Origin of the sequence: Streptomyces capillispiralis, assembly GCF_007829875.1 — a bacterium.
GTDB classification, from domain to species: Bacteria; Actinomycetota; Actinomycetes; order Streptomycetales; family Streptomycetaceae; genus Streptomyces; species Streptomyces capillispiralis.
In genome coordinates, this window is record NZ_VIWV01000001.1 from 5,364,674 (window position 1) to 5,381,881 (window position 17,208).

General features: G+C 73.5%; 12 protein-coding genes. 6 read left to right on the forward strand and 6 right to left on the reverse strand.

Annotation, left to right across the window (positions count from 1 at the left end):
* Window positions 1–74 precede the first annotated feature (74 nt).
* Complete coding sequence (locus FHX78_RS23320) at window positions 75–641, reverse strand: hypothetical protein (RefSeq protein WP_145869366.1); 567 nt, start codon at window positions 639–641, stop codon at window positions 75–77.
* A 299-nt stretch (window positions 642–940) separates the two neighbouring features.
* The gene (locus tag FHX78_RS23325) at window positions 941–1,357 is read right to left on the reverse strand and encodes a gamma-glutamylcyclotransferase family protein (protein ID WP_145872120.1); all 417 of its coding nucleotides are present in this window, start codon (window positions 1,355–1,357) and stop codon (window positions 941–943) included.
* 199 nt (window positions 1,358–1,556) lie between these two features.
* On the opposite strand from FHX78_RS23325, the gene FHX78_RS23330 reads away from it, so the two are divergent.
* The gene (locus FHX78_RS23330) at window positions 1,557–3,203 is read left to right on the forward strand and encodes a M4 family metallopeptidase (RefSeq protein WP_145869367.1); all 1,647 of its coding nucleotides are present in this window, start codon (window positions 1,557–1,559) and stop codon (window positions 3,201–3,203) included.
* Window positions 3,204–3,225: 22 nt separating this feature from the next.
* On the opposite strand, the gene FHX78_RS23335 is transcribed toward FHX78_RS23330, so the two are convergent.
* Both FHX78_RS23335 and FHX78_RS23340 read right to left on the reverse strand, forming a co-directional pair.
* Window positions 3,226–5,430 (reverse strand): molybdopterin oxidoreductase family protein, encoded by a 2,205-nt coding sequence (locus FHX78_RS23335; RefSeq protein ID WP_145869368.1) that lies wholly within the window; start codon window positions 5,428–5,430, stop codon window positions 3,226–3,228.
* Between the two features lie 108 nt (window positions 5,431–5,538).
* Entirely contained in the window at window positions 5,539–6,240 is a 702-nt protein-coding gene (locus FHX78_RS23340; protein WP_145872121.1) for a SanA/YdcF family protein, read from the reverse strand.
* A gap of 225 nt (window positions 6,241–6,465) precedes the next feature.
* On the opposite strand from FHX78_RS23340, the gene FHX78_RS23345 reads away from it, so the two are divergent.
* The 5 genes from FHX78_RS23345 to FHX78_RS23365 all read left to right on the forward strand — a co-directional run bounded on the left by FHX78_RS23345 (window position 6,466) and on the right by FHX78_RS23365 (window position 13,377).
* Window positions 6,466–7,263 carry a sirohydrochlorin chelatase gene (locus FHX78_RS23345; protein WP_145869369.1) on the forward strand — a complete coding sequence of 266 codons (798 nt, stop codon included), beginning with the start codon at window positions 6,466–6,468 and terminating at the stop codon, window positions 7,261–7,263.
* Window positions 7,264–7,312: 49 nt separating this feature from the next.
* Window positions 7,313–8,629 carry a deoxyguanosinetriphosphate triphosphohydrolase gene (locus FHX78_RS23350; protein WP_145869370.1) on the forward strand — a complete coding sequence of 439 codons (1,317 nt, stop codon included), beginning with the start codon at window positions 7,313–7,315 and terminating at the stop codon, window positions 8,627–8,629.
* 92 nt (window positions 8,630–8,721) lie between these two features.
* Entirely contained in the window at window positions 8,722–9,987 is a 1,266-nt protein-coding gene (locus FHX78_RS23355; RefSeq protein WP_145869371.1) for an NAD(P)/FAD-dependent oxidoreductase, read from the forward strand.
* Between the two features lie 104 nt (window positions 9,988–10,091).
* Entirely contained in the window at window positions 10,092–12,017 is a 1,926-nt protein-coding gene (dnaG, locus tag FHX78_RS23360; RefSeq protein WP_145869372.1) for a DNA primase, read from the forward strand.
* 91 nt (window positions 12,018–12,108) lie between these two features.
* Entirely contained in the window at window positions 12,109–13,377 is a 1,269-nt protein-coding gene (locus FHX78_RS23365; protein WP_145869373.1) for an RNA polymerase sigma factor, read from the forward strand.
* Window positions 13,378–13,442: 65 nt separating this feature from the next.
* On the opposite strand, the gene FHX78_RS23370 is transcribed toward FHX78_RS23365, so the two are convergent.
* A complete protein-coding gene (locus tag FHX78_RS23370; RefSeq protein WP_145869374.1) occupies window positions 13,443–15,371 on the reverse strand; it encodes an ABC transporter ATP-binding protein in 1,929 nt (642 codons plus the stop codon).
* Complete coding sequence (locus tag FHX78_RS23375) at window positions 15,371–17,104, reverse strand: ABC transporter ATP-binding protein (RefSeq protein WP_145869375.1); 1,734 nt, start codon at window positions 17,102–17,104, stop codon at window positions 15,371–15,373. The genes FHX78_RS23370 and FHX78_RS23375 overlap by 1 nt, the downstream gene beginning before the upstream one ends.
* Window positions 17,105–17,208 lie beyond the last annotated feature (104 nt).

Consider the following 17,208-nt stretch of genomic DNA (forward strand, 5'->3'; position numbering starts at 1 on the left):
GGCCGCGAGGGGCGTCGGACCCGGAGGGGGAGGGGACATGCGGTACCGGCGGGACGGGCAGCGGAGGGTGCCCGTCAGATCCCGTCGCCTCTCGCCCGGCGATGCAGGAGCCAGGTACCGCCCGCGGCGGCGACGGCCAGAGCCGTCACACCGGCCGCGGTCTGCACGGGGTCGGGGCCCAGCGCGCCCCCGACCCCCGTCTTCACACTGCCCCGGGGACGCACCTGCTGCGCACCGGGCGTGAGCGTCACCTCCAGATCGCCGGAGACCCGCCGGCCGCTCCCGGCGCACGTCGCGACGATCTCGTACGTCCCCGGCTGCGCGCCCGGCGGCACCTGGAACCGCCCGGTCGCCTCGCCTCCGTGGGCGTCCGGCGCCAGCGTGAACCGGCCGCCGCCGACGGCGGAGGCGTCGCCCGCCGCCGACCCGTCGCCGCCGCACGCCGCGGTGCCCACCGTGACCTGCGCGCCCGGCGCGACCGAGGACGGGTACGCCTCCAGGGCCCCGGCCGACGTGCCGTGCGGGCGGGCGGCGGGGACGGCGCCCGCCCCGGCGTGCGCGGGCGCGGCGAGCAGCCCCGCGGCGGCCACGGCGAGCGCGGTGCCGGTCATGCCGGTCAGCGGCCGGGCGGTACGTCGCATCGAAGCTCCCTCGGGCTCACGAAGGGGCCGCGGCCCGCGGCACCCCCATGTGCCGCCGTCGGACGCGTCCCGCACCTTCGAGGTAAGTGCCACCGGGTGCGGACCGCTTCCTGAGCAGGCGTCAGGAGCGCGGCTGAACGGGTGTCAGACGCCCCGGGCCGCGCGCCGGCCGCACGACGTTCCAGCAGGTCACCGGGGCCCTGCCGACCGGGCCGCGAAAAAGTGCCCGAAGGCTGGGCGGCGCGGCTGTGAACGGGTGACCGGCCGGGCGCGCGCCGCGGATCCCGCCGCTTCGCGGCTCACCGCCCGCCGCCCCGCCACCGCCCGCCCGCGATCCGCCTGCCCCGCGCCCGCAGCCGCCCGGCGACGGAGGGCGCGGCGAGGTACACCCACGCCCGCACCGCCGTGCCGTCGGCGTCCCGGACGACCTCCCCGGCCACTCGCTCGTAGAGGTTGCGCGGATCGCCCGGGACGTACTCCTCCAGCCGGTCCAGTTCGGCGAGCAGCCCCGCGTACGCCTCCGGCAGGGCGGTCACCAGCTCCCCGCCCACCACCGAACCCGTCTCCTCGACGGCGTACGGGTATCCCGGCCCCTCGTAGAGCACCGCGTCCCGCAGCCGCCCCGGTTCCTCGCGCAGGGTGCGGCCGCGCAGGAAGCGGTCGTGGTTGCGCTCGCCGGGGCGGAGGGTGCCGTAGACGAAGAAGGGGAGGATCACTCGGTTCACCTGCGCGGACGGTCGGCGGAGCCCCTCTGCACCGAAGTGCCACGGGAGCCTTGCAGGAACGATTCTCACCCCTCACACACCCCCACATTCGCGCTATGGACATGACATTCGCGCGGCCACTTGAATCACGGTCACCATCCGCGCCGCCCCTCCCCCCACCCGCACCGGGGCGCCCGTTCTAGGAGACCGCTTGAGCCGGATACGGCATGCCCGAGGTTCCCGACTCGTCACCGCCGGCGTCACCGTCACCAGTGCCGCCCTGCTGGCCGCCGCACTCTCCCCCACCAGCGCCGGCGCGGCCGACCGCCCCACCCGGGCCACCGCCGTCGACAACGCCGCCTCGGTCCTCGCGGACCGCGCCGCCGCGCTGGGGCTCACCGCGGGCCAGGAGACGAAGGTCCGGGACGTCGTCGTCGACGAGGACGGCTCCCAGCACGTCCGCTACGACCGCACCTACCGCGAACTGCCGGTCCTCGGCGGTGACTTCGTGCTCCACCTGGCCCCTGACGGCAGCTACCGCGGCGCCTCGCGCGCGACCCGCGCCGCCCTCGCCCTCCCGACCGTCACCCCGGCGCTCGCCGCCCCGAAGGCCGCCGACCTCGCGGCGAACGCCCTGCGCGCCGCCCACCTCGGCGAGCCCCTCAAGGGCCTCACCGCCAAGCCGCAGTTGGTGGTCGACGCCCTGCACGGCGCCCCGAGGCTGGCCTGGCGCACCGACGCGGTCGCCCAGGACTCCGCGGGCAACCCGGTCGCCCGCACCCTGCTCACCGACGCGCGCACCGGCGCCCGCATCGACGCCTGGGACAGCCTGGAGAGCGCCACCGGCGACGGCGAGTCCCTGTACGGCGGCACGGTCCCGCTGGAGACGACGCCCACGTCCTCCGGATTCGAGCTGAAGGACCCCACCCGCGGCGGCACCTACACCGGCGACGCGGGCAACGGGACCGACCTGTGCGTCCTGGTCGTCTGCCTCGACCGCGCCCCGGCCACCCCCTTCACCGACGCCGACAACCACTGGGGCACCGGCGACACCGCCGACCGCGCCACGGTCGCCGTGGACGCGCAGTACGGCACCGACGTCACCTGGGACTACTACGAGGACGTCCACGGCCGCCGCGGCATCGCGGGCGACGGCAAGGGCTCGTACAACCGCGTGCACTACGGCAACGACTACAACAACGCCTTCTGGGACGACCGCTGCTTCTGCATGACGTACGGCGACGGGGACGGCGAGCTGATGGGGCCGCTGGTGTCGCTGGACGTGGCCGGGCACGAGATGACCCACGGCGTGACGTCCAAGACGGCGGCCCTGACCTACTCGGGCGAGTCCGGCGGCCTGAACGAGGCCACCTCCGACATCTTCGGCACCCTGGTGGAGTTCCACGCGAACAACCCCGAGGACGCCGGGGACTGGCTGATCGGCGAGGAGATCGTCCGGGACGGCTTCGGCAAGGACGCCCTGCGCTACATGGACGAGCCGTCCAGGGACGGCAAGTCCGCGGACTGCTGGGACGCCTCGGTCAAGGACCTCGACGTCCACTACTCCTCCGGCGTCGCCAACCACTTCGCGTACCTGCTCGCCGAGGGCAGCGGCGCCAGGACCGTCAACGGCGTCGCCCACTCCTCGCCCACCTGCGACGGCTCCACGGTGACCGGCATCGGCCGCGCCGCCCTGGGCAGGATCTGGTACCGCGCCCTGACGGTCTACATGACCTCCTCGACCGACTACGCGGCCGCCCGCACGGCGACCCTGAAGGCGGCCGCGGACCTCTACGGCGAGGGCGGCACCGAGCACGCCGCGGTCGCCGCGGCCTGGAGCGCGGTGAACGTGGGCTGACCGCCCCGCGCCCCGGGCGCCCCTACGGCCGCACCGCCTCCACCCGCACCGCGCACGCCTTGAACTCCGGCATGCGGGAGGTCGGGTCGAGGGCGGGATTGGTGAGGGTGTTGGCGCGGCCCTCGCCGGCCCAGTGGAACGGCATGAACACCGTGTCGGGGCGGATCGCGGTGGTGATCCGCCCCGGCGCCACCGCCCGGCCCCGGCGCGAGACCACCGCCACCGGGTCGCCCTCGGCCACGCCGAGCCGCTCCGCGAGCCGGGGGTGCAGCTCCACGAACGGGCCCGGGGCGGCGGCGTTCAGCTCCGCCACGCGCCGGGTCTGGGCGCCGGACTGGTACTGCGCCACGACCCGCCCGGTGGTCAGCAGCACCGGGTACTCCTCGTCGGGCTCCTCGGCGATCGCGCGGTGCGACACCGGCACGAACCGGGCCCGCCCGTCCTCGGTGGCGAACCGGTCGAGGAAGAGCCGGGGGGTACCGGGGTGCACACCGGCACCGTGGGAGGCGCCCGCGCCGGTTTCCCCCCGCGGTGTTCCGGTGCCCTCCCCGGCCCCCGTTCCCGTCTCCACAGCCCCGACCCGGGCCCCCGTGCCCGTCCCCGTCCCCGGCGCCGGGCACGGCCAGAACACGCCGTTCTCCTCCGCCAGCCTGCGGTAGCTGATCCCGGAGTAGTCCGCCGGACCGCCCGCGCTGGCCCGGCGCAGTTCCTCGAAGACCTCCTCGGGGTCGGTCGGGAACTTCTTCTCCAGCCCCCGCCCGCCGCCCAGCCGCGCCGCCAGTTCGTGCATGACCTCCAGGTCGCTGCGGACCCCGTCCGGCGGGCTGATCGCGCGGCGCCGCAGCAGCACCCGCCCCTCCAGGTTGGTGGTCGTGCCCGTCTCCTCCGCCCACTGCGTCACCGGCAGCACCACGTCGGCGAGCGCGGCCGTCTCCGACAGCACCACGTCGCACACCGCCAGGAAGTCCAGCGAGCGGATCCGCTCCTCGACGTGCGCGGCGCGCGGCGCCGAGACGACCGGGTTGGACCCCATCAGCAGCAGCGCGCGGATGTCCGTGCCGAGCGCGTCCAGCAGCTCGTAGGCGCTGCGCCCCGGTCCGGGCAGGCTGTCGGGGTCCACGCCCCACACCCCGGCCACGTGCGCGCGGGCCGCCGGGTCGGTGAGCTTGCGGTAGCCGGGCAACTGGTCGGCCTTCTGGCCGTGTTCGCGCCCGCCCTGCCCGTTGCCCTGCCCGGTCAGGCAGCCGTACCCGGACAGCGGACGGCCCGCCCGGCCCGTCGCCAGGCACAGGTTGATCCACGCGCCCACCGTGTCGGTGCCCTTCGCCTGCTGCTCCGGTCCGCGCGCGGTCAGCACCATCGCGGCCTCCGGCGCGCAGAACATCCGGACCGCCTCGCGCAGCTGCGGGACGGACACCCCCGTGATCCGCTCCACGTACTCCGGCCAGTGCGCCATCGCGGCCGCCCGGGTCTCCTCCCAGCCGGTGGTGCGCTCCTGGATGTACGCCTCGTCGGTGCGGCCCTCGGCGACGACCAGGTGCAGCAGCCCCAGCGCCAGCGCGAGATCGGTGCCGGGGCGCGGCGCCAGGTGCAGATCGGCCTGCTCGGCGGTCTTCGTGCGGCGCGGGTCGACGACGATCAGCGTGCCGCCGTTCTCGCGCAGCTCGGTGAAGTAGCGCAGCGACGGCGGCATGGTCTCCGCCGGGTTCGACCCGACGAGGATCACGCAGCCGGTCCTCGGGATGTCCTCCAGCGGGAACGGCAGCCCCCGGTCCAGCCCGAACGCCCTGCCCCCCGCCGCTGCCGCCGACGACATGCAGAAGCGCCCGTTGTAGTCGATCTGGGAGGTGCCCAGCACCACCCGCGCGAACTTCCCCAGCGAGTACGCCTTCTCGTTGGTCAGCCCGCCCCCGCCGAACACGCCGACCGCGTCCGCCCCGAACCGCGCGCGCGTGCCCCCCAGCCCCTCGGCGATCCGGCCCAGCGCCTCCTCCCAGGACGCCGGCACCAGCGAGCCCCCCTCGGACCGCACCAACGGCGAGGTCAGCCGGACGCCCGACGACAGCACGGCGGGCGCCGTACGCCCCTTCCCGCACAGCGCGCCCCGGTTCACCGGGAAGTCCGCGCGCTCGCTCACCTCGACGGTCCCGTCCGGGGCGGGCGTCAGATTCATCCCGCACTGCAGGGCGCAGTAGGGGCAGTGCGTGGGCGTCACGGTGTTCTGCATGCGGCTCAGCCTGCGCCGCCGGTGTTACACGGCACGCCGGTCCCTGTTACACGCCCGGTACGGCGACCTCCCCGCCCCTCGCGGCCGGCGGTGAGGGGCGGGCCCGTGTCATCCGGCGGCCCGCGCGGACGCGTCCGCCAGCGCCCGCTCCACCCCCGGCTCCCGCGGACCGAGGAAGCGCGGGTCGGGGCGGAAGGCCGCGTCCAGGGCCGCCTTGCCCGCCGCGAGGAGTTCCCGTGCGCCCCCGTAGTACCAGGTGACGTCGTGCCGCTCGTCGACGCCGACGCCGTACGAGGAGACCCCGGCCGCCCGGCACAGGGCCACCGCGCGGCGGATGTGGAAGCCCTGGCTGATCAGCACCGCGCGGTCCACGCCGAAGATCTTCTTCGCGCGGACGCAGGAGTCCCAGGTGTCGAAGCCCGCGTAGTCGCTGACGATCCGCGCGCCGGGGACGCCGTGCCGGGTGAGGTAGGCGCGCATCGCGTCCGGCTCGTCGTAGTCCTCGCGGCTGTTGTCGCCGGTGACCAGGACCACCTCGATCCGCCCCGCCCGGTACAGCTCGGCCGCCGCGTCCAGCCGGTGCGCCAGGTACGGCGACGGCTCCCCGTCCCACAGGCCCGCGCCGAACACCACCGCGACATCGGTGCGCGGCACGTCGGCGGTGGTGCGCAGCCGGTCGTCCGTCGTCAGCCGCAGCCAGGTCGCCGGCAGCAGCGCCAGCACGCACCCCGCCACCACCACCCGCACCAGCCGCCGCCGGCCCGCACGGGTACGGGGAAGACGTGGCGGACGGACTCTGAGACGTCGCAGCGGACGGCGCATCGGACGGGCCCCTCCCCGGTGGTTCCTCGACCCTGCAAGACGCCCCGGCGGGCCTCCCGGTTCACGAAACGCCCTGTGACCGGTTTCACGGCACCGGAGGAAACCACAGGTCGAACGGCCTCACACCCACCGGGGGCCGCACCGTGAACCGCCGGAAAACACCCGTGATGCCCGCGCAACGGGAAGGCAACGTCCCGCGGCCACGATCGACGCATGACGGCGTATCCCCAGAACCTCTTCGGCCGGCACCACCCGGTCGCCCCGCCCCCCGCTCTCGTCGTCGTGGCCCACGGCAGCCGCGACCCGCGCGCGCTGAGCACCGTACGGCAGCTCCTGGACCGCGTCCGCGCGCTGCGCCCCGGCCTGCCCGTGCACCTGGGCCACATCGAGCTGAACGCGCCCCTGCTCACCGACACCCTCGCCGGGCTGGACGCGCGCGGAACGGAGGCCGCCGTCCTCGTGCCGCTGCTGCTCAGCCGCGGCTACCACGTCAAGCGGGACATCCCCGAGACGGCCGCCGGGGCACGGCTGCACACGCGCGTGGCCGCCCCGCTCGGCCCGCACCCGCTGCTCGTGGACGTCCTGCACGCCCGCCTCACCGAGGCCGGCTGGCGCACCCCGGCCGACCCCGCGGCCCGCCGCGCGAGCGGTGTCGTCCTGGCCGCCGCCGGGTCCCGCGACCCCGAGTCGCGGACCGACACCGCCCGCATCGCCGACGACCTCGCCGCACGGCTCGGTGTCCCCGTCGTCCCCGCCTACGCCTGTGCCGCCGCCCCCACCGTGGCCGACGCCGTCCGCGCGCTCGCCGCCCGGGGCCGCCACCGTGTCGCCGTCGCCTCCTGCTTCACCGCCCCCGGCCGCTTCGCCACGCAGTGCGCGGCGGCGGCACCCGGGATCGCCGCCGCCCCCCTGGGCACCCACCCCGCGATGGCCCGCCTCCTGCTGCACCGCTACGACCAGTCCCTGACCACCCGCACGCCGCTCACCGCACCGGCCCTCGCGTCGGCGTGAAACGGCCGCCGTCGTCCCGGATGTCGGTGGCGGCGTTTACTGTCGGTGCATGGAAGGCACCGCATCCGACACCTCCGCACCTCCCGCGCCGTACGAGAACCACGTCCCGCCCGCCGGGTACGACCCGTCGGCCGTCGAGCGCTGGGCCGCCGAGCCCGACAAGCGTCCCGGCCGCACCGCCTTCCAGCGCGACCGCGCGCGCGTGCTGCACTCCGCCTCCCTGCGCCGCCTCGCCGGCAAGACCCAGGTCGTCGCGCCGGGGGAGGGCAGTTCCGTCTGGGACGCCAGCCCCCGCACCCGCCTCACCCACTCCCTCGAATGCGCCCAGGTCGGCCGGGAGCTCGGCGCCGCCCTCGGCTGCGACCCCGACCTGGTGGAGGCCGCCTGCCTCTCCCACGACCTCGGGCACCCGCCGTTCGGGCACAACGGCGAACAGGCGCTGAACGAGTTCGCCGAGGACTGCGGAGGCTTCGAGGGCAACGCCCAGTCGCTGCGCCTGCTCACCCGCATCGAACCCAAGCGGTTCACCCCCGAGGGCTCCGTCGGCCTCAACCTGACCCGCGCCGCCCTCGACGCCGCCACCAAGTACCCCTGGCCCCGCGGCGCCCACCCCACCGACCCCGCCTCCGCGAAGTTCGGCGTCTACGACGACGACCGCCCCGTCTTCGACTGGATCCGCGGGGACGCCCCCGGCTCCCGCACCTGCTTCGAGGCCCAGGTCATGGACTGGTCCGACGACGTCGCCTACTCGGTGCACGACGTGGAGGACGGCCTGCACGCCGGTCACATCGACCCGAACTGCCTGCTCGCCGAAGCGGAACGCCGGGCGGTCTTCGCCGTCGCCGTGGGACGGTACGTCCCCGCGGACACCGACCACGAGGAGCTCGCCGAGGCCCTCGACCGCCTCCTCGCCCAGGAGTGGTGGCCGCACGCCTACGACGGCACCGCCGTCGCCCAGGCCCGCCTCAAGGACGCCACCAGCCAGCTCATCGGCCGCTTCTGCCTCGCCGCCGAGGGCGCCACCCGGCAGGCGTACGGGGGCGGCCGCCTCACCCGGTACGGCGCCGAGCTGGTCGTCCCGCGCGGCACCCGCATGGAGTGCGCCGTCCTCAAGGCGGTCGCCGACCGGTACGTCATGCAGCGCGCCGAACAGGAGCGGCTCCGCGCCGACCAGCGCGTCGTCGTCCTGGAACTCGCCGAGGCCCTCACCGCCCGCGCCCCCGAAGGGCTCGACCCCCAGTTCCGCACCCTGTTCGCACAGGCCCCGGACGACCGGGCCCGCAAGCGCGTGATCGTCGACCGGATCGCGTCCCTCACGGACGCCTCGGCCCGCGCGCTGCACGCCCGGCTCACGGGGCAGGCATGACCCGTATGGCCTGATCGGGTCACTCCCCCTTCCGGCAACACCGCGGGTGCGGGACGCTCGCAGGTGGCGGCACCCCCAAGAGGAGGCATCACGTGGTCGACGCGGATCAGACATTCGTCATCGTCGGAGGCGGCCTGGCCGGCGCGAAGGCGGCCGAGACGCTGCGAGCGGAGGGCTTCACCGGCCGGGTGATACTGATCTGCGACGAACGCGACCACCCCTACGAGCGTCCGCCCCTGTCCAAGGGCTACCTCCTCGGCAAGGAGGAACGCGACAGCGTCTTCGTGCACGAGCCCGCCTGGTACGCGCGCCACGATGTCGAACTGCACCTCGGCCAGACCGTCGACGCCGTCGACCGCGCCGCGAGGACCGTCCGCTTCGGCGAGGACGGCACCGTCGTCCGCTACGACAAACTGCTGCTCGCCACCGGCGCCGAACCCCGCCGCCTGGACATCCCGGGCACGGACCTGGCCGGCGTCCACCACCTGCGCCGCCTGGCCCACGCCGAACGCCTCAAGGGCGTCCTGGCCTCCCTCGGCCGGGACAACGGCCACCTGGTGATCGCCGGCGCCGGCTGGATCGGCCTGGAGATCGCGGCGGCGGCCCGCCAGTACGGCGCCGAGGTCACCGTCGTCCACCGCGGCCCGACCCCGCTGCACTCGGTCCTCGGCCCCGAACTCGGCCAGCTCTTCGCCGAACTGCACCGCGAGCACGGCGTGCGCTTCCACTTCGGCGCCACCCTCACCGAGATCACCGGCCAGGACGGCATGGTCCTCGCCGCCCGCACCGACGACGGCGAGGAGCACCCCGCGCACGCCGTCCTCGCGGCGATCGGCGCGGCCCCGCGGGTCTCCCTCGCGGAGGCGGCGGGGCTGGAGCTCGCCGCCCGCGCCGACGGCGGCGGCATCCTAGTCGACGAACGGCTGCGCACCTCCGACCCCGACATCCACGCGGCCGGCGACGTCGCGTCCTTCCCGCACGCCCTGCTCGGCACCCGGCTGCGCGTGGAGCACTGGGCCAACGCGCTGAACGGCGGTCCGGCGGCCGCCCGCTCGATGCTGGGCCGGGAGGAGGTCTACGACCGCGTCCCCTACTTCTTCACCGACCAGTACGACCTGGGCATGGAGTACTCCGGGTGGGCGCCGCCGGGGTCGTACGACCAGGTGGTGATCCGCGGTGACGCCGGCAAGCGCGAGTTCATCGCGTTCTGGGTGAAGGAGGGGCGCGTCCTGGCGGGCATGAACGTGAACGTGTGGGACGTCACGGATCCGGTCCAGGCACTGATCCGCTCCGGCCGGCGGGTGGACCTCGAGGCCCTGGCCGACCCGCACGTACCGCTGGACGGCCTGGTCGCCTAGGTCCTGTCGTCGCACTCCCGTCCGCCGACAGGACCGGGGCCCCGCGCCCCCGAGGAGCGCGCTCGCGTCCTCGTGCTGTCGGTCCGGCCCCGTAGAATTCACGCGTGGCAGGACGGATCAACGACGAGGACGTGAAGGCGGTACGGGACGCGGTCCCGATCGACGCCGTGGTGTCCGAGTACCTCCAGCTGCGCAACGCGGGCGGCGGCAACCTCAAGGGCCTCTGCCCCTTCCACGACGAGAAGTCGCCGTCCTTCCAGGTCAGCCCGAGCAAGGGACTCTTCCACTGCTTCGGCTGCCAGGAGGGCGGCGACACCATCACGTTCGTGATGAAGATCGACCACCTCTCCTTCTCGGAGGCGGTCGAGCGCCTCGCCGGACAGGCCGGCATCACCCTGCGCTACGAGGAGGGCGGGTACAACCCCACCCACCAGCGCGGCGAGCGCATCCGCCTGGTCGAGGCCCACAAGATCGCCGCCGAGTGGTACGCGGAACAGCTCGCCTCCTCCGCCGAGGCCGAGACCGGCCGGGTCTTCCTCGCCGAGCGCGGCTTCGACCAGGCCGCCGCCCTCCACTTCGGCGTCGGCTACAGCCCCCAGGGCTGGGACCACCTCACCCGCTTCCTGCGCGGCAAGGGCTTCAGCGACAAGGAGCTGCTGCTCTCCGGGCTCGCCCAGGAGGGCCGCCGCGGCCCCATCGACCGCTTCCGCGGCCGGCTGATGTGGCCCATCCGCGACATCGGCGGAGACGTCGTCGGCTTCGGCGCCCGCAAGCTGTACGAGGCCGACAACGGGCCCAAGTACCTCAACACCCCCGACACCGCGATCTACAAGAAGTCCCAGGTCCTCTACGGCATCGACCTGGCCAAGAAGGACATCGCCAAGTCCTCCCGCGCGGTCGTCGTCGAGGGCTACACCGACGTGATGGCCTGCCACCTCGCCGGAGTGACGACCGCCATCGCCACCTGCGGCACCGCCTTCGGCGGCGACCACATCAAGATCCTGCGCCGGCTGCTCATGGACAACGGCAGCGCCCGCGTGATCTTCACCTTCGACGGCGACGCGGCCGGCCAGAAGGCCGCCCTGCGCGCCTTCGAGGACGACCAGAAGTTCGCCGCCGAGACCTACATCGCCATCGCCCCCGACGGCATGGACCCCTGCGACCTGCGCCTCGCCAAGGGCGACGAGGCCGTCGCCGACCTGGTCGAACCCCGCACCCCGCTCTTCGAGTTCGCGCTCTGCCAGATCGTGCGCCGCTACGACCTGGACACCCCGGCCGGCCGTGCCGCCGCCCTCGACGAGGCCGCCCCGATCGTCGCCCGCATCAAGAACAGCGGCGCCCAGCACGAGGTCGCCGTCGAGCTCGCCGGCATGCTCGGCATCCTCGACACCCAGTTCGTCGTCAAGCGGGTCGCCCAGCTCGCCCGCTGGGCCCGCGACCGCGGCGGCAAGGGCCCCGCCCCCGACCGGCAGCAGCGCGGCGGCCCGCAGCAGTACGCCGGCGCCCCCGGGCAGCCCGCCCCGCGCGGCCCCGCCCTCACCCTCCGCAACCCCGTCTTCGCCACCGAACGCGAACTGCTCAAGCTCGCCCTCCAGCGCCCCGAACTGGTCTCCCCGGCCTTCGACGCCTACGGGGTCGACGAGTTCACCGCCCCGCCCTACGCCGCCGTCCGCCAGGCGATCCTCGACGCCGGGGGCGCGGAGTACGGCCTCCAGGACCCGCAGGAGTACCTGATCCGGGTCCGCGAGGCCGCCCCCGACGACACCGTCCGCGCCATGGTCACCGAACTCGCCGTCGAGGCGATCATGCTGCACCGGGGCGTGAAGGACGCCGACGACACCTACGCCGGCGCCCAGCTGGTCACCGTCCGCCGCCGCGCCGTCGAGCGCCGCATCCGCGACATCACCAGCCGCCTCACCCGCCTCGGCGCCCACGGCGACCCGGCCGAACTGACCGCCGTGCAGAACGAGCTGTGGGTCCTCCAGCAGTACGACCAGGCCCTGCGCGAGCACGGCGCCGCGGCGCTGTAGCCCGGCATCACCACGCCGTCACGGACCGGACGCAAAAAGTCATCGCACGCCCCTCGTGAGGACGATGTGTCGTACCCCACACTGGGTGACGGTGCCTGAGTCCTCGGAGCGCGGCCGATCCGTCACCGACGGGTCCCGGACATCCGCGGTTCCGCTCATCGCGTACGGGACGGACAGCGGCGAGGCCGCCGACTCCGCTCCCGAAGTACCGCTGCCGCCCTCCTTGGCAGCGATCATCCTGGAGGTCGCCCCCGTGCAGACCCAGACCCTCACCCAGCCGGACGCCGGCGTGCTGTCCGCGATGCCCGCGCAGAGCCGCGTCGCGCACCACCCCGAGACCCCGCCCGAGCCGGCCGAACCCCCCGCCGAGGCCCTGGACCCGGCCGGCCTCCCGGCCGAACCCGCCGAACCCGCCGAACCGGCCGCGCCCGTCCGCCCCGACACCGGCAGCCCCTCCTCGGACCTGTTCCGCCAGTACCTGCGCGAGATCGGCCGCATCCCCCTGCTGACCGCGGCCGAGGAGGTCGAACTCGCCCGCCGCGTCGAGGCCGGACTGTTCGCCGAGGAGAAACTGCGCCTGACCCCCGACCTGGACAGCCGGCTCGCCCACGACCTGGACCGGCTCGTCGTCATGGGCCGGATGGCCAAGCGCCGGCTGATCGAGGCGAACCTGCGGCTCGTCGTGTCCGTCGCCAAGCGGTACATCGGCCGGGGCCTGACCATGCTCGACCTGGTCCAGGAGGGCAACCTCGGCCTGATCCGCGCGGTGGAGAAGTTCGACTACGCCCGCGGCTACAAGTTCTCCACCTACGCCACCTGGTGGATCCGCCAGGCCATGTCCCGCGCCCTGGCCGACCAGGCCCGCACCATCCGCGTCCCCGTCCACGTCGTCGAACTCATCAACCGCGTCGTCCGCGTCCAGCGGCGCATGCTCCAGGAACGCGGCTACGAACCGACGCCGGCCGAGGTCGCCGCCCATCTGGACCTGCCGCCCGAGCGGGTCGGCGAGGTGCTGCGGCTGGCCCAGGAACCGGTCTCCCTGCACGCCCCCGTGGGCGAGGAGGACGAGGTGGCCCTCGGCGACCTCATCGAGGACGGCGACGCGGCGAGTCCGGTGGAGTCGGCGGCGTTCCTGCTGCTGCGGGAGCACCTGGAAGCGGTGCTGTCGACGCTGGGGGAGCGGGAACGCAAGGTCGTGCAGCTGCGCTACGGACTGGTCGACGGGCGTCCCCGCACGCTGGAGGAGATAGGCCGCATCTTCGGCGTGACACGCGAACGCATCCGCCAGATCGAGTCCAAGACGCTCAGCAAACTCCGCGACCACGCCTTCGCCGACCAGCTGCGCGGCTACCTGGACTGACGCCCCCGCCCCCCGCTCCGGTCCGGACCGCAGCGGGGGGCGGGGGCGTCAGCCGCCGGGGACGGTCAGTCGACCTCCGCCACCGCCTCCGCGAACTGCGCCTTGTAGAGGCGGGCGTACGCGCCGTCGGCCGCCAGCAGCTTCTCGTGCGCGCCCTGCTCCACGATGGACCCGTTCTCCATCACCAGGATGGTGTCCGCGTCCCGGATGGTCGACAGCCGGTGCGCGATGACGAACGACGTACGCCCGTGCGCCAGCCGCGCCATCGCCTTCTGGATCAGCACCTCCGTCCGCGTGTCCACGGAACTCGTCGCCTCGTCCAGCACCAGGATCACCGGATCGGACAGGAACGCCCGCGCGATGGTGATCAGCTGCTTCTCACCCGCGCTGACCCCGCTGCCCTCGTCGTCGATCACCGTGTCGTACCCGTCGGGCAGCGTGCGCACGAACCGGTCCGCGTGGGCGGCCCGCGCCGCCTCCTCGATCTCCTCCCGGGTGACCTCCCGGGACGCCCCGTACGCGATGTTCTCCGCGATGGTGCCGCCGAACAGCCAGGTGTCCTGGAGCACCATGCCGATCCCGGCCCGCAGGTCGTCCCGGGACATCCGCGCGATGTCCACCCCGTCGAGGGTGATGCGCCCGCCGGACACCTCGTAGAACCGCATCAGCAGGTTCACCAGCGTGGTCTTGCCGGCGCCCGTCGGGCCGACGATGGCCACCGTCCGGCCCGGTTCGACCGTCAGCGACAGGTCCTCGATCAGCGGCTTGTCGGGGTCGTACCGGAACGACACCCGCTCCAGCTCCACCCGCCCGCGCGGCTCCCGGGGCCGCTCGGCCGGCGAGGGGTCGGCCTCCTGCTCCTCCGCGTCCAGCAGTTCGAAGATCCGCTCGGCGGAGGCGACACCGGACTGCACCAGGTTCGCCATCGAGGCGACCTGCGTCAGCGGCATCGAGAACTGCCGCGAGTACTGGATGAACGCCTGCACGTCACCGATGGACAGCGACCCGGACGCGACCCGCAGCCCCCCGACGACCGCCACCAGCACGTAGTTGATGTTCGACACGAAGAACATCAGCGGCTGCATGATCCCGCTGTTGAACTGCGCCTTGAACCCGGCCTCGTACAGCGCCTCGTTCTCCTCGGCGAACTTGGCGGCCGACTCCTCCTGCCGCCCGAACACCTTCACCAGGGTGTGCCCGGTGTACATCTCCTCGATGTGCGCGTTGAGGGTGCCGGTGGTGCGCCACTGCTGCACGAAGTGCGGCTGCGACCGCTTGCCCACACGGGTGGCGACGACGAACGACAGCGGCACCGTCACCAGCGCCACCAGCGCGAGGATCCAGGAGACGTAGAACATCATCGCCAGCACACCGATGATCGTGAGCAGCGAGTTGATCAGCTGGCCCATCGACTGCTGGAGCGTCTGCCCGACGTTGTCGATGTCGTTGGTCGCGCGGCTCAGCACCTCACCGCGCTGCCGCCGGTCGAAGTACGACAGCGGCAGCCGCGACAGCTTCGTCTGCACGTCCTCGCGCATCCGGAACACGGTGCGGTTCACCGCCCGGTTCACCAGCCGGGTCGCCACCGCCATCAGCAGACCGGCGGCCGTGAACACCACCAGCGCGAACAGCAGGACGTTCCCCACCGCCGTGAAGTCGATGCCCTCGCCCGGGGTGAAGTCGGTACCGCGGAGCATGTCGGCGACATCGCCCTCGCCCCGCTCCCGCATCGAGTCGAGCACCTGCTCCTTGGTGGCGCCCTCCGGCATCTCCCGCCCGACGATCCCCGCGAACACCAGGTCGGTCGCCCGGCCGAGGATCTTCGGCCCGATCACGCTGAATCCCACGCTCAGGACGACACAGGCCAGCAGCCCGTAGATCGTCAGGCGCTCCGGCCGGAACTGTGCGATCAGCCGTCTGCTCGACCCCTTGAAGTCGATCGTCCGCTGGTCGGGGCCGCCCCCGGCCATCATCCGGCCTCCTGGCCCCGCCATCAGGCCGCCTCCGCTTCCGTCAGCTGGGAGAGCACGATCTCCCGGTAGGTCTCGTTGTCCGCCATCAGCTCGTGGTGCCGGCCGGTGCCGACGACGCGGCCCTCGTCCAGGACCACGATCCGGTCGGCGTCCCGGATGGTCGCCACCCGCTGCGCGACGATCACCACGGTCGCCTCGGCGGTCTCCCGCGCGAGAGCCGCCCGCAGGGCCGCGTCGGTGGCGTAGTCGAGCGCGGAGAAGGAGTCGTCGAAGAGGTAGATCTCCGGGCGCTGCACCAGCGTGCGGGCGATCGCCAGGCGCTGGCGCTGACCGCCGGAGACGTTCGTCCCGCCCTGCGCGATCGGCGCGTCGAGGCCGCCCTCCAGCCGCTCCACGAAGTCCCTGCCCTGCGCCACCTCCAGCGCGTGCCACAGCTCCTCGTCGGTGGCGTCCGGATGGCCGTAGCGCAGATTGGTCGCCACCGTCCCCGCGAACAGGTACGGCTTCTGCGGCACCAGCCCGACCGTCCTCGCCAGCAGCGCCGGCTCGACGTCCGCCACGGGCACGCCGTCGACCAGCACCTCCCCGTCGGTCGCGTCGAACAGCCGCGGGACGAGACCGAGCAGCGTGGACTTGCCGGAGCCGGTCGACCCGATCACGGCGGTGACCTCGCCCGGCCGCGCCACCAGGTCGACCGCCCTCAGCACCGGCTCCTCGGCGCCCGGGTAGCGGAAGCCCGCGCCCCGCAGCTCCAGATGGCCGTGCCGGCGCAGCTCGGTGACCGGCGCGACCGGCGGCACCACGCTGGAGGAGGTGTCCAGCACCTCCTGGATGCGCTCCGCGCACACCTCGGCGCGCGGCACCATCATGAACATGAAGGTGGCCATCATCACCGACATGACGATCTGCATCAGATAGGCGAGGAACGCGGTCAGGTCGCCGATCTGCATCCCCCCGCTGTCGATCCGGTGCGCGCCGAACCACACCACCGCGATCGACGACAGGTTCACCACCGTCATGACCACCGGGAACATCAGCGCGAGCAGATTGCCGGTGCCCAGCGAGACGTCGGTCAGCTCCGTGTTGTGCGTCCGGAACCGCCGCTGCTCGTAGGTGTCCCGCACGAACGCGCGGATCACGCGGTTGCCGGTGATCTGCTCGCGCAGCACCCGGTTCACCGTGTCCAGCCGCTCCTGCATGGTCCGGAACAGCGGGCGCAGCCTGCGCACGATCAGCGTCACGCACAGCCCCAGCACCGGTACCACCGCGACCAGCACCCCGGACAGCGGCACGTCGAGACCGAGCGCCATCACGATGCCGCCCACGCACATGATGGGCGCCGACACCATCAGGGTGAACGTCATCAGCACCAGCATCTGCACCTGCTGGACGTCGTTCGTCGTACGGGTGATCAGCGAGGGCGCGCCGAAGTGACCCACCTCTCGCGCGGAGAACGACTGCACCCGGTCGAACACGGCGGCCCGGACGTCCCTCCCCAGCGCCGAGGCGGTCCGGGCGCCGTAGTACACGGCACCGATGTTGCACACGACCTGGGCCAGCGAGATGCCGATCATCAGGGCGCCGTAGCTCAGGATGTAACCGGTGTCGCCCTCGACGACACCGCTGTCGATGATGTCCGCGTTGAGCGTGGGCAGGTAGAGCGAGGCGCAGGTCTGCAGGAACTGCAGCAGCACCAGCAGGGCGACGGGTCTCTTGTAGGGCTCGAGATGGGTCCGCAGGAGTCGTATCAGCACACTGAATCTCTCGGAGTGGTCGACGGGGGCGCTTGGTTGCCCGTGGCCCCTATCGTCGAACACTCCACCCGCGTTACCTCAACCGAATTAACCGGCGGGGCCGT